This is a genomic window from Vibrio sp. 1159 (assembly GCF_033340395.1).
Lineage (GTDB): Bacteria > Pseudomonadota > Gammaproteobacteria > Enterobacterales > Vibrionaceae > Vibrio > Vibrio alginolyticus.
The window spans coordinates 42708-55727 of sequence record NZ_JAWOWL010000026.1 but is presented as its reverse complement, the minus strand read 5'-3'; the positions used below and the strand labels follow the sequence as shown (position 1 = coordinate 55727).

Below are 13020 nucleotides of genomic sequence, written 5' to 3'. Positions count from 1 at the left end.
CAAGTCTTTTTGAAATTACTCCTCTCTAAAGGCGCGATTCATGCTTTCCGTAATTGGCTTTATTAGGTAGCTCAATGGCGTTCGTGGCTCAGATAAAATCAGCACTTCGGCATTCATGCCTGAGGTTAAACGATGTTTTGTCACGTCTTCCGGTGAAATTGCAATTCTAGCGAGATAAAAATCTTCTTGGTTTTCTTGCGAGAGCTTATCGGCAGAAATCGTCAGCACAGTACCGTCTAAAGGTGCCAACGTCCGTGCATTCAGAGCGGTCAGACGAACATGCGCTTGCTGGCCTGGATTCACTAAATCAATATCCTGAGGATTAACACGAGCCTCGACTAACAACTTATCGTCTTGCGGGACCAGTTCTAGTAACGTTTCACCCGAGCCAATCACACCTTTTTCGGTAAACACTTGCATGTTGACTACGCGACCAGAAATAGGTGCGTTGATCGTTGTTCTTGCGACAATATCTTGAGCGGAGCGATATTCTTCCCGAATTGCGACAATTTCCGTTTTGGTATTTCGTAGTTCCTCGACAATCTCATTCAGCCTTTCAAGCTTCAACTCTTCAATTTGCGCTAGGTTCTCATCTAACCTTTTTCTAACGGTGAGCGACTGCCTATCTAACTGGCTTAAGGTACTTCTCACCTCCGCTGCTAAGCGCTTGAGTTGAAGTAAAGTAGATTTTCCCGAGAAACCTTTTTGCACCAAGGCTTGGTTGCTGTCTATTTCTTCAGCAATAAAGTTGAGCCGTTCCGTCTCAATCACTTTGGTTTGCTGAAGGTTTTCAAGCTCTAAATTTGCTCCAGAAATACTCTGCTCAATGATACTCAGTTTACTATCAAAGAATCGCTTTCTCGCTTCAAAGATCTTGTTTTGAACCAGTTGTGCTTCTTGTACGATATCGACACGGGGAATGCTTTCAAGATCATCAGACCATACAATCGTTGGAAGCTCATCAAGCTCCGCACTTAAACGGTTTTCCTTTGCTAGAGTATGGATAAAACGACCACTTAACGAGTCCAACTTAGCCATAGCTTGACGCTTAGAAAGTTGAATTAATAACTGACCTTTTTCGACTAAATCCCCTTCCTGTACATATAGCTTTTCAATAATACCGCCTTCTAAATGCTGAATTTCTTGTCGCTTAGTGAGAACTGACAAATCACCATAAGCAATCGCTGCACTTTCTAATTTGGCTGTTACAGCCCAGTAGCCAAGACCTCCAAGAAAAACACTTAAGGTCACCACACCGAGTAAAATTGGTTTTCGAAAGCTTAGTCTCGCTTTGGGGCTAAAACGATATACGATCTCAGTAGAACTCTGATTAACGGTTGGCAGTTGATTGCTCATTTCTTACCCTTGGGATATCTGTTCTTTCTTCGCCCATCAAACGTTTTAATACTTCATCTTTAGCGCCGTATAACTTGACTCGGCCGTCAGCCAAATACAACAGCCTATCCATTTGTCGCAACGTACTCGGATTGTGGGCAATGACGATAATCGTTGTACTCTGTGCTTTTAAATGGGCAATCAAACGTTGATAAGCAGCCTCTCCCTCACCATCGAGGTTGGCATTCGCTTCATCGAAAATCACAATAGATGGGTCGCCATAAACGGCTCTTGCAAGAGCGATTCTCTGCCTTTCCCCCCCAGATAAACCACGGCCATTTTCACCAATAATGCAATCATAGCCTTTGTTTTTCTTGAGTATTAATTCATGACATCCTGCTAGTTGCGCCGCCTTGATGACTTTAGCGGGGTCTTCTTCTTTAAAGCGTGCGATGTTCTCTCGAATTGTGCCAGGAAATAACTCCACCTCTTGAGCGAGATACCCAAAATGTACGCCGCGATCTTCAGATGCCCATACGGAGACTTCCATACCATCAAGAGTCACTTTACCCGCTAACGGCTTAACCGTACCTAATAGCAGCCGAGCAAACGTCGATTTACCCGTACCAGAAGGGCCAATCACCCCAACAGCAACACCCGGAGGAATCGATAAGCTGAGCGATGAGAGCACTGGTTCAGTTGCTCCAGGATGGCGATAGGCCAGTCCGGAAAGCTCATAGTGTCCTTTTGGTTTAGGCAGTGGCATATCTGATTCATCTTGGCGCACGATCGCATCGATTTCTTTCAACCTTTTATAGGCGCCTTTAGCAGACATCGCGCTTCGCCACGTGCCTATCGCCTGCTCCATCGGCGATAATGCCCGACTCATTAATATGGAGCTCGCGATCATCGCCCCTGCCGTTATCTCATGTTGGATAACTAACCATGCACCACCTCCCAGTAAAAATATCTGTAATGAGCCACGCACAAACTTAGAAAAGTTAGCCATGTAGATAGACTTACCTGCAACTCGCTCTTCAAGCACATTCACTTCGCTCACGCGCGACTGCCACTTCTCTAAAAATGCATTCATCATCCCCATTGCGAGAATTGAATTGGAGTTTTGCGTGGCTAATTCTGCGTTGTTGATATGAGAAATCGCTCTGACTTCGCTCTCTTGCATTGTTTTACGCGTCATTAGCTCATTAAGTAGACCTAGGCTAAACAATACGATAGATCCAAGTAACGCGATGTGACCTAGTATCGGGTGCAATAAATACACAAATAAAATAAATAGCGGTGTCCAGGGCGCATCCAACAGTGGATAAGGTGCTTGACTGCTCAAAAAGCTTTTGATGTTCTGAATGTCTCTCAGAGTTTGCGAGGTATAACTCTTCCCAGTATGTGATTGATATTGAATCGTGCGCTTGAGCATGAAAGCGGAGAGTTTTGTGTCCATCCAATAACCAAAAGATTTACTCATTTGTGCTCGTGCAATGTCGATGATGGACATGGTTAACAGCGCAACAATTACGATGACAGTGAGCAAGAATAAAGTATCGGTTGAGTAGGAAGATATCACTCGGTTGTACACTTGAAGCATGTACAACGGAATCGAGAGAACCAATAAGTTGATAAAAAGGCTAAAAACGATTAGCAAGCCCGCAAGCGTGCATAGTTTTTGTTTCACTTCTTTGAAAACCGTTTTTTGCACGACTACTTCCGTTTAACGTGAAAATTGTAGGCGCCAGAAATACTAGCGCCTAGCTTAAGGTAACCTCAAATCGCTCTAGAGTGTCCGATTAGTGCACCTCAGCATGGCAGAGCCACGCAAACTAATTCCCATCCAGAGTTATTTTCAGTCGTTTAGATTACGAACAGATCTGCACCATAGGTGTTGATGTCAGTTTCAGTCACGCCAATAAGTTTCACTGTTAGATCAGCCCCATCGGTAAACACTGCATTCCCAACTGCATCGTAGCTAAAGCTTAAATCACCAAAGTCAGTGACAGAGTCGCTAATGATGTGCAAAGAGTCTTCACCAATGGTGAAATCAACAACTTTGGCTTCGCCATGGCCACCAAACTTATCCGTGAACACAAACTTATCGCCATTGCTGCCGCCAACTAAAACGTTGTCACCAGAACCAGCAACAAGAATATCTTCACCGACACCACCATTTAATTTATTGTCACCCAACAAACCCAACAGCAAGTCATTACCGGTACCACCGCCGAGGTAGTCGTTTCCTGTACCAGCCCTAAGAATGTCATCTCCAGCACCACCAGTTAGGCGATCGTCGCCGTCGCCGCCGATCACATAATCATTACCGCCACCGCCAACAAACGAGTCATTACCACCAAAACCGATAAACAAATCATCGCCGCCATCGAAATCAGCAAATTGGTTATTTACACCTGCATCGCCTAAATACGTGTCATTGTCACTTGCGCTCATTTTTATTCCCTCTTAGCTTATTAATTGAATAGACCTTCTGTTCCACGTCTGACTAGATTCGTCACGACATGAGAAGTCTAATAGTCAACTGAATAGGAATAAGTTTGAATATGGGATGATATTTCAGACTGACATTTTAATAATAAATATAAAATTTAGTACTTTATAGAGTATTTTCTTTTTATTACAGCAAGTTAATACTAGTACTACAGGTTTCTCTTAGCCCAACTTGTAGCTTGCGTACGGTTCTTTACTTCTAACTTTCTAAAAATATTGTATAGATGTGATTTAATAGTATGCTCGCTGATAAATAAAGAATCAGCGATTTCCATATTTGAACCACCTTCTTTCAACATTTTTAAAACCTGAACTTCACGCCGAGTAAGCTCAACCTCAATAGCAGGTTCGATAATGCTATTTACTTCTCTGCCTCGATAATAATTTACTAGCTGATCAAGTAATCTTCGAGACAGCCAATTATCCCCTTTTATTATTGCTTTTAATCCCTGACAAACCTTGTCCATTGAATCTCCTGGACCAAATATACCTTTTACATGAGGCCAAGAAGCGAGTTCTTCTGTGTCTAAGTCATAACCTAGATTAAGCATTATAGTTCCTAGCACTTTATTACTATCTTTTAAATAAACTAAAGTTTCGGAAGGAATCTCAACTGAAAAATCAACAAGCAAAAAGTAGCGTTCCGGAATGAGTTCATGATAACTAGGGTTTTTAGTATCAATGATCGTTATTTTAGTTTCTGTATTTTTAGAAAGCATTTCCTTAAAGTTTTCACTCTGTAAACTTTGTTGAGTGAGCATTAGGATTTCAGGCTTTTCCATATACTGTTCCATAATGTTTCTCATACTTTCAGTGACTTAACATTCTTAAATTAGTAGTTAATCGTCAGCACTTAGTTTGATATGTAAGTGCTAGTTCACAGAGTAAAGTTATTTGCTACTTTTTTAAATTCTAAAGTTATTAAAAAGAGAACCAAAAAAAGTGTTTCTCATAAAAGAAACACTTTTAACACATTCAGGTCACAGAAATTATTAAGAGTTTACTAAATTAGGCAACCTAATATTGCAATAGCATTACACCGTTAACGAGTTGTCTGAAATATTTTCCTTTGCCCAAATAAGTGCTTGAACTCTATTTTTCACATCAATCTTCTTGAAAATATTATGTAAATGCGTTTTTACCGTATTCTCGCTGACAAATAATTGTTCGGCGATTTGTTGATTGGACGCCCCCATGGAAAGAAAGGTAATTATTTGTTGCTCTCGTTTGATCAGAATAGCGGAAACATTCTTATTTATAGGTTTGCAATGTCGACGAAGGTAAGTAATGTACTGCTGAGAAAACTTACGGCTGAACCACATATCTCCTTGAAGCACCTTACCAATACCAACTTGCAACGTTTTTATATCATCAGAGGTATAGAAAATACCGGCCAAAGTACGCCAAGCAAAGAGATCTTCTGTCGATATGGATTGCTCACAATTAATTAAGATTTCAAGCGTGTCTTTCTGCTTGGCCGCTTTAAACTCCGCATAACGGCGAAAAATTTCATCCGTGATCACGCTGCAATCAACAATAATGGCTGATGCAAGAGATTCATGTAACACTTCGTGAATCAGATTACCTGGCGTGATTAGAGCAACACTAATACCGAGTTTGGTCTCCAATACATCTTTCAACAGAGATGACTGTAGACTTCCCTCCGTGATTAAAATAACGTTTCTTTTTTTTTGCTGCTCCATCCTGATCGCATTCCCTTGGTCGTTTTTATTGAAATACGCAATAGATTTAGATAGAGCGGTAGTATTGTCAAGTATGAAAATCACTAGTACTAATTAATAACTCATTGAAGTGTCAATAATTTTTAAGTGGCAAGTATATGAGAGGTATTAGCATTTTTCAGACATTAAAAAAGGGAGTATAAACTCCCTTTTTGTGTTTGAGCCGGTGATTTAATCACGCACGTTAGAGGCAAAACACCACCTAACTTAGTGGATTGGAACTGCGTTTTTTTGGTTAAACTTACCAAAGTGTTGTTCTAACACTTCTGGCGTCAGCTTACCTTCCGCTTCCAGCTTTTTCAGCTCAGCGACGATCGCTTTTTGCTCTTCTAGCGACGGCAGTTTTACTTCTGGCTCCTGAGCGGTTTCTTGAGAAATTTGCTCTAGTTCTTTTTCGAAGTCATTCATAGTACTTACCTAAAATTAATGATTGAACTTTTAAACTTCGCCTATTCTATCCAACTCTATAACTTGAAGCTACCAACCATCTTGTCCAAACGAGAAGAGAGCGCTTGAAGATCGCGACTTGCATCCGCCAACTCTTCTGCTGTCGCGGTTGTCATTTCATTTATCGCGTTGATTTCTTCGATATTTTGATTAATGGTATGCACCACCGTGGATTGCTCTTCCGTCGCCGTTGCAACTTGTGTATTACGATCAGAGATGTCGGTGATTCGTTCAGAAATACTGATTAATACCTCGACTGCTTCATCGGTAGAAGTAACCCCTTCTATGGTGACCGCTTTGCCCGCTTCCATAGCACTTACCGCGTCTTGTGCGTCACTTTGAAGCTGATTGATCATGCGCTGAATCTCTTCTGTAGAATCAGCCGTGCGTGAAGCTAGGTTTCTTACCTCATCAGCAACAACCGCAAAACCACGTCCCTGCTCACCAGCACGAGCAGCCTCAATTGCAGCGTTTAGCGCAAGTAAATTCGTTTGCTCAGAGATGTCACGAATTACACCCAGAATCGAGCCAATATCTTTGGTTGTCGATGCCAACTGCGTAACAACAATATTGGTTGTTTCAACATCATCGGCTAGGCGGCTGATCACCTCTTTTGCTTTCATCACAACTTCTCGACCAGTTTGAGTGTTATCTGAAGCCTGATTTGCCGTATCAGCAGCGGTAGCAGCGTTCGATGCAATTTCACTGATGGTCGCACCCATTTGGTTGATAGCTGCAACTACTTGAATGGTTTGATCACGCTGCTCTTGGCTGTTGTCGTGTGTGGATGTTGCTTTCGTTGACACACTTTCTGCCGCTTGACTTAATGAGCCACTGGTTAGAGCAACCTCTTTCATCGTGGCATGAATCTTCTCAATAAATCCATTAAAGCCTTTTGAAAGCTGAGCAATTTCATCATTACCCTTAATTTCAATACGCTGCGCCAAATCGCCTTCACCTTGCCCAAGGTCGGTAAAACGATCGGCAATCAGTCGGATTGGTTTCGTAATGCTGTTTGCCAACCATACGCCCATGAGGATGAATACAACGGCAACAATGATGGTCGTAAACAGCATTTTTTTAGCTGTCGCATTAAGGTCTGCGAATACTTCATCAACGGGAACCACGCCAATAACAAACCAGTTCATTGAAGGAACATACAAACTAGAAACAAAAGTATCCTGCCCTTCAAACTCCACATTAATTAGGTTGAAGCTATTTTTGTTCAACAGCGCACTTGCGTCACTACCAAATAGTTTAGTGATAGAAGTTTGGTTCTTACCTTGTTGGCGGTGTATTTGAATCTGGCCTTGTTCATTAGTGAGGAACACGTAACCCGTATCTTCAATTTTAAACCCATTGAGCAAAGCAACCATGTCTCCCATAGATTTAGAGAGACCTGACATTGATGTACCATTAAGATCTTGGAAATTGGCAAACATTTTCACTTCGCCATTTGCCTCTTGGAACACACTCACGGACGTTTCTTGACCAGACGACGTAAATCCAAAGAACCAAGCATCTTGCGTTCGGTTAAGTTGACGTAAGAATCCGTTTTGATTCCAGTAATATGCCGTTTGACGATTCGCTACCGACGCATCATTAAGACCATACTGTGATTTAACGTTATTGAGCTGCTGAACCAACTGAACTTCTACTGACGGATCACGGTCTGTATTAGATAGGGCTTCAACAATAAATTCGTTTGTAGCCAGCTGTTTTGCCGCTTGTTGCATTTCGACAACTTCGCGGTCAATTTCGGTATTGATTTGCTGCAACATCGCAGGTAGCTCGATGTCAATAAGACGATGGCTCAATACATCTCTCGCATGACGCTGAGCCATAACACCAACAATGATTGTTGATGCTAGAACAGCAAACGTAATGCCAAGTACAACCTTCTGTTTGATGCTCAAGGAATGAAGTTTCAACATATTCGGACCTTTTAAAAGAATCACTTGTTATTGGCCCCACAAGGGGAATCAGGTGCATATCTCATGACACGCACACCACGGAATCTTTATCGGCTCATATGTACAAAACTAGAGGCATTTCTCATTATATTATGAAAAATAAATGTAACACACTGTCAAATAAGCACTTTCAGAGATAGCACGTACTTGCAATTCTCTGTAGCGTCCCAATATTGAAAAGATAAATTGCAATAGAGCGTTGGAACTTTTTTCACATGGAAAATGACCAATACTCAACACGAAAATCACATGGATACCGAGAGTCCAAAGCATGCATAAATCTAACTTCGAAACTCTTCAGCAATACTTAGAGTCGCAGATCATCGGACAGCAAGATCTGGTAAAGCAACTGCTTGTTGCGCTTCTTGCGGATGGGCATATTTTAGTTGAAGGCCCTCCTGGGTTAGCAAAAACCCGTGCAGTAAAATCACTCTCAGACTGTGTTGAAGGCGACTTCCACCGCATTCAGTTCACCCCTGATTTGCTGCCAGCCGATTTAACCGGCACCGATATCTTCCGTCCCGAAACCGGAGAATTCACTTTCCAATCAGGTCCTATCTTCAACTCGCTTATTCTTGCGGATGAGATAAACCGTGCGCCAGCCAAAGTACAAGCGGCAATGCTTGAAGCAATGGCAGAGAAACAAGTCACAGCAGGTCGTCATACCTACTCGCTGCCAGAGTTGTTTTTGGTTATGGCAACTCAAAACCCGATAGAGCAAGAAGGGACCTACCCCCTTCCTGAAGCGCAGCTAGACCGCTTTTTATTGCATTTAGAAGTGGAATACCCAGATGCGGAGCATGAGCTATCTATCTTGCGTATTAACCGCGGAGAAGCAAAAGGCGAAGCAAAGGTTGAACGCCCAATGTTAAGCCAACAAAATATATTCACCGCACGTAAAGAAGTGTTGGATATTCATATGGCGGAAACGATAGAGCAGTACATCGTCCGTTTAGTTATGGCGACACGTCAAGCCAACGAATATGACACTGAGTTGGACAAGTGGTTGTCAATGGGTGTGAGTCCGCGTGCCACCATCGCTCTTGATCGCTGTGCACGTGCGCACGCTTGGCTTGCTGGTCGTGATTTTGTCTCTCCGGAAGATGTTCAAACCATGGCTTATCCGGTACTGCGCCACCGTTTATTGTTGAGTTACCACGCTCAAGCGGAAGGCATTACGGCAAACCAGGTCATCGATAAACTGCTAAACCTTGTTGGCAGTGCATAAACAGGTGAGTGATATGTCCGCTACACATTCATTACCACCTCATGCGAATGGGGTGACATTAACCCTTGAAGAGCTGCTCCAATATCGCACTCAATCTGTACGTTGGTTACCACCAGCACAGAGTCTCTGGTCGCAGATGAGTGGTAACCATACCAGTCGCCAAAAAGGGCGAGGTATGGATTTTATGGAGGTGCGCCAATATCAACCTGGCGACGATATTCGCAGCATTGATTGGCGAGTCACCGCTAGGACCGGTAAAGCACATACAAAATTGTTTGCAGAAGATAAAGAGCAAGCGGTCATTCTTTATCTTGATCTAAGTTCTAGTCTACATTTTGGATCTAAGTATGTACTCAAATCCGTTCAATTGGCCCACTTTGCCAGTGTTCTAATTTGGCTAACTCTAGCTAAAAAAGATCGCATCGGCGCAGTGATTGATGACGGACATCAATGTCTTGAATTTCGCCCCTCTTCTTTACAAAGACAAGGGCTGCGGATTCTTAACGCCATAGTCGACATACATAATGCGCAAGTAACTCGTACTGCAAGCAACGACACTCGTACACTGCCTTATACACAAGTATTGGAGACACTTCATACGCTCACCCCAAAAGGCAGCGAATTGATTATGCTCAGTGACTTTGCCCACGTAACACCAACGGAACTGGCACAACTACGTCGACTCAAACAACACAATAGCGTAAGGGCCGTTCAGTTTTATGATCCGTTAGAAAGAGGCGAAACAGACTTTAGAGGTCAAGTGAAAGCTTCGGATGGGCTGCATAGTCAATGGTTTAACTTTGGCTCTAAAGGACAACGAAGAGAACTCGAAAGCCACTTTACCCAACATCAAGAAACCATTAAGCAGCAGTGCCATTCGATAGCAATTCCATTTAACACGCTATCAAGTGGCTGGCCCTTAATTTCACAATTAAGCTAACAAACTGACAAGCAGTATTTATTAAGCAGTAATAATAATGACAACAAACAACCAAAGCCTAGACCTTGAACCTTTGATTTTGCCAAACGCTCCGGATTGGTTTCCGCTCGCTTGGGGATGGTGGGTGGTGCTTGCAGCCACCTTGCTCTTCGTTTTCGGCATTTGTCTTTATGTGAGATGGCGTAAAAAACACTTACGCGCAAAAAAGACAGCATTAACACTTTTAACTCAACCTACCACGCCTCATACCCCCTCTTCTGCTCTGGAAATATTGCGCCAGGCAGCATTGAGTTACTTTCCGCGTGAAGAGATCGCACCATTAACCGGAATCGCTTGGTATAAATTTCTCGATAGCCATACCAAAGAAAGTCGATTCGTAGACAAACAACATCAGTGGCAAGAAGCGTTGTATCAGAATTCTTCCCAAGGGCAGCATCAAAGCTTGGTAGACGATTGTGTCTTTTGGATAACCTACGCTTTGCCACCAAAGAAAAAGGCAAATAACCGTGACTGAGCAAACACTCATAACCGATCTTGCCCAATGGCTAAACATTGAATTTGTCTGGTGGTGGGCACTGTTTTTGTTGCCCATCCCATGGCTGGTATACAAGTTCCTGCCACAAGAATCTCAACAAGCCGAGATCAAATTGGCGTACTTACCAACCAATGAGAATCGCAGCAAGCCTAAGCAAGCGCTGCAAAAAGCACTTTCAATCGCGATCTGGGGCCTTCTTGTCGTCGCTTGTGCGCGTCCAGTTTGGTTTGGTGATCCCGTTGAATTCCAACCCAAATATCGGGACTTGATGTTAGTCGTCGATCTGTCCGGTTCGATGCAGCAGGAAGACATGGAACTCAACGGCGAATATATCGATCGCCTCACAGCAGTCAAAAAAGTTCTGTCTGATTTCGTAGCAAAGAGAAAAGGTGACCGTCTCGGAGTTGTTTTGTTTGGCGACCATGCTTATTTGCAAACACCACTCACTGCAGACCGAAAAAGCGTCATGCAACAGATTAATCAAACCGTCATCGGTTTGGTTGGTCAACGAACCGCCATTGGTGATGGTATTGGTTTAGGCACAAAAACCTTTGTAGACAGTGATGCTCCCCAACGAGTCATGATTTTGCTTAGTGACGGCAGCAATACTGCAGGGGTGCTCGAGCCGCTAGAAGCAGCGGAAATTGCGAAAAAATACAACGCCACTATTTACACCGTGGGCGTGGGCGCTGGTGAAATGATGGTGAAAGAGTTTTTCATGACTCGCAAAGTCAACACCGCAGCCGACTTAGATGAACAAACACTGACTAAAGTGGCAGAGGTGACAGGTGGACAATATTTTCGAGCGCGAGATACGGAAGAGCTCGAAAAGATTTATGACACCATCAACCAGCTAGAACCCGTATCTAGCGACACACAAACTTGGCGCCCACAGTCTGAATGGTTTCCATATCCATTAAGCGCTGCATTTGTATTATCGGTATTGTTATTCCTATTAAGGAGAAAACATGGCTGAGTTTATTTTCCTCAATCCTTATTGGCTTTTGGGGCTCATCGTGATCCCTATTGCACTCTTGCTTAATCACAAATTTAGAGCCCAAAAGTCCACACTGATTGCCCCTCACCTATCGCGGATGCTCGGACAAAACACGCAGTCTAAGCATTACTTCACTCTATGGGGTTTAGCTTGGGCAATAACTTGCATTTCATTAGCGGGGCCAAGCTGGCGGTCCAATGCTCGACCAAGCTTTGAGTTAAACCAAAACCGTATCTTGGTGCTTGATATGTCTCGCTCTATGTTTGCTACAGACATCAAACCCAATCGGCTAGCACAAACACGTTATAAGGCGCTCGATTTGCTGCCAAAATGGAAAGAGGGAGCCACTGGACTTATTGCTTACGCTGGCGATGCCTATAACTTAAGTCCACTGACAACTGATTCCAGTACGCTTGCGGGCATTATCGAAAATTTGTCACCAGAGCTGATGCCTTTTCAAGGAGCAAACCTGCCTGCCGCGATTGAACTTGCGATCAACCAGTTTTCTCAAGCCGGCACGCAACAAGGCGATATCATCGTGTTAGCGGATGATCTTGATACGTCAGAGCTGTCTCGCGCGTTAGATTTAGTCCAAGGTACAAAGTTTCGCATTTCTGTTCTTGCCGTCGGGACTCCTAACGGTGCACCTATCGCGCTGCCCGACGGCTCTCTGCTAAAAACGGCACAAGGCACAACCGTCGTAGCGAAAACAAATCTGAAAAATCTACAAACGCTAGCGAATAAGACTGGTGGCCTATTTGTTCCTATTCAACACACCAACCGTGACGTTGAAAACATCGCGGCCTTTACCAATAACATTGGTAGCCAGCTTTCTGCGACCCAAAGCGAAGAAGTTAAAACTGATTCTCGTCTCAACAGTGGCTTTTGGTTACTGCCGTTGTTACTTCTTCCTGCGGCTTTACTGTTTCGACGCGGCCTGATTTGGATGGTAGTTGCGACTGTAGTCCCAGTAACGTGGACACCGCATGCAGAAGCTAATCCGTTCTTAAATGCCGACCAACAAGGAGCGGAACTCTACAAGCAAGGTGAGTATGAACAGGCGCAAAACCTATTTACAAACCCAAGCTGGAAAGGAGCCGCCAGTTATCAAAAAGGTGACTACGAAGCCGCTATCGAAGCATTTTCTCATGATGCCTCCCTTAACGGCCGCTATAACCTCGCCAACTCGCTCGCTCAAAATGGTCAATTAGAAGATGCGGCTGATTTGTATAAAAAGCTGCTAGAGGAAAAGCCTAACTTTGAAGCCGCGAAGAAAAACCTATCGGTTGTAGAAGAAAAGCTAAAACAG

12 protein-coding genes are annotated in these 13020 nt (G+C 43.4%); 5 read left to right on the top strand and 7 right to left on the bottom strand.

Annotated features, from left to right (window positions below; translation table 11 throughout):
* Positions 1-15: 15 nt before the first annotated feature.
* The 7 genes from R7127_RS18515 to R7127_RS18485 form a co-directional block, all read right to left on the bottom strand.
* On the bottom strand, positions 16-1356 hold the full coding sequence (locus tag R7127_RS18515) for an HlyD family type I secretion periplasmic adaptor subunit (RefSeq protein WP_064376403.1): 1341 nt from the start codon (positions 1354-1356) through the stop codon (positions 16-18).
* On the bottom strand, positions 1331-3049 hold the full coding sequence (locus R7127_RS18510; protein WP_025768544.1) for a type I secretion system permease/ATPase: 1719 nt from the start codon (positions 3047-3049) through the stop codon (positions 1331-1333). Before R7127_RS18510 ends, R7127_RS18515 begins: the two co-directional genes overlap by 26 nt.
* 152 nt (positions 3050-3201) lie before the next feature.
* Entirely contained in the window at positions 3202-3792 is a 591-nt protein-coding gene (locus tag R7127_RS18505) for a calcium-binding protein (RefSeq protein ID WP_005375168.1), read from the bottom strand.
* A gap of 206 nt (positions 3793-3998) precedes the next feature.
* Positions 3999-4655 (bottom strand): LuxR C-terminal-related transcriptional regulator, encoded by a 657-nt coding sequence (locus tag R7127_RS18500; RefSeq protein WP_031777174.1) that lies wholly within the window; start codon positions 4653-4655, stop codon positions 3999-4001.
* A gap of 228 nt (positions 4656-4883) precedes the next feature.
* Positions 4884-5552 carry a LuxR C-terminal-related transcriptional regulator gene (locus R7127_RS18495; RefSeq protein WP_318148478.1) on the bottom strand — a complete coding sequence of 223 codons (669 nt, stop codon included), beginning with the start codon at positions 5550-5552 and terminating at the stop codon, positions 4884-4886.
* Between the two features lie 246 nt (positions 5553-5798).
* Positions 5799-5999 (bottom strand): restriction endonuclease subunit S, encoded by a 201-nt coding sequence (locus R7127_RS18490; protein WP_005375165.1) that lies wholly within the window; start codon positions 5997-5999, stop codon positions 5799-5801.
* A 56-nt stretch (positions 6000-6055) separates the two neighbouring features.
* The gene (locus R7127_RS18485) at positions 6056-7972 is read right to left on the bottom strand and encodes a methyl-accepting chemotaxis protein (RefSeq protein WP_017821859.1); all 1917 of its coding nucleotides are present in this window, start codon (positions 7970-7972) and stop codon (positions 6056-6058) included.
* A 310-nt stretch (positions 7973-8282) separates the two neighbouring features.
* On the opposite strand from R7127_RS18485, the gene R7127_RS18480 reads away from it, so the two are divergent.
* From R7127_RS18480 to R7127_RS18460, 5 genes are all read left to right on the top strand, one after another.
* Complete coding sequence (locus R7127_RS18480) at positions 8283-9239, top strand: MoxR family ATPase (RefSeq protein WP_318142073.1); 957 nt, start codon at positions 8283-8285, stop codon at positions 9237-9239.
* 13 nt (positions 9240-9252) lie between these two features.
* Positions 9253-10179, top strand: coding sequence for a DUF58 domain-containing protein (locus tag R7127_RS18475; protein WP_025768548.1), 927 nt, complete (start codon positions 9253-9255; stop codon positions 10177-10179).
* 37 nt (positions 10180-10216) lie between these two features.
* The gene (locus R7127_RS18470; protein WP_047103940.1) at positions 10217-10693 is read left to right on the top strand and encodes a DUF4381 domain-containing protein; all 477 of its coding nucleotides are present in this window, start codon (positions 10217-10219) and stop codon (positions 10691-10693) included.
* Positions 10686-11690: a vWA domain-containing protein gene (locus R7127_RS18465; RefSeq protein WP_050550100.1), complete on the top strand. Its 1005-nt coding sequence runs from the start codon at positions 10686-10688 to the stop codon at positions 11688-11690. The genes R7127_RS18470 and R7127_RS18465 overlap by 8 nt, the downstream gene beginning before the upstream one ends.
* A partial coding sequence (locus tag R7127_RS18460) for a VWA domain-containing protein (RefSeq protein ID WP_225455586.1) occupies positions 11683-13020 on the top strand: 1338 nt, incomplete at its 3' end. The genes R7127_RS18465 and R7127_RS18460, both read left to right, overlap by 8 nt.

Excerpts from the sequence above, each read along its gene's own strand:
- R7127_RS18500 (WP_031777174.1), bottom strand. The coding sequence starts at position 4,655 with ATGAGAAACATTATGGAACAGTATATGGAAAAGCCTGAAATCCTAATG.
- R7127_RS18480 (WP_318142073.1), top strand. The coding sequence starts at position 8,283 with ATGCATAAATCTAACTTCGAAACTCTTCAGCAATACTTAGAGTCGCAG.
- R7127_RS18485 (WP_017821859.1), bottom strand. The coding sequence starts at position 7,972 with ATGTTGAAACTTCATTCCTTGAGCATCAAACAGAAGGTTGTACTTGGC.
- R7127_RS18475 (WP_025768548.1), top strand. The coding sequence starts at position 9,253 with ATGTCCGCTACACATTCATTACCACCTCATGCGAATGGGGTGACATTA.
- R7127_RS18515 (WP_064376403.1), bottom strand. The coding sequence starts at position 1,356 with ATGAGCAATCAACTGCCAACCGTTAATCAGAGTTCTACTGAGATCGTA.
- R7127_RS18505 (WP_005375168.1), bottom strand. The coding sequence starts at position 3,792 with ATGAGCGCAAGTGACAATGACACGTATTTAGGCGATGCAGGTGTAAAT.
- R7127_RS18495 (WP_318148478.1), bottom strand. The coding sequence starts at position 5,552 with ATGGAGCAGCAAAAAAAAAGAAACGTTATTTTAATCACGGAGGGAAGT.
- R7127_RS18490 (WP_005375165.1), bottom strand. The coding sequence starts at position 5,999 with ATGAATGACTTCGAAAAAGAACTAGAGCAAATTTCTCAAGAAACCGCT.
- R7127_RS18470 (WP_047103940.1), top strand. The coding sequence starts at position 10,217 with ATGACAACAAACAACCAAAGCCTAGACCTTGAACCTTTGATTTTGCCA.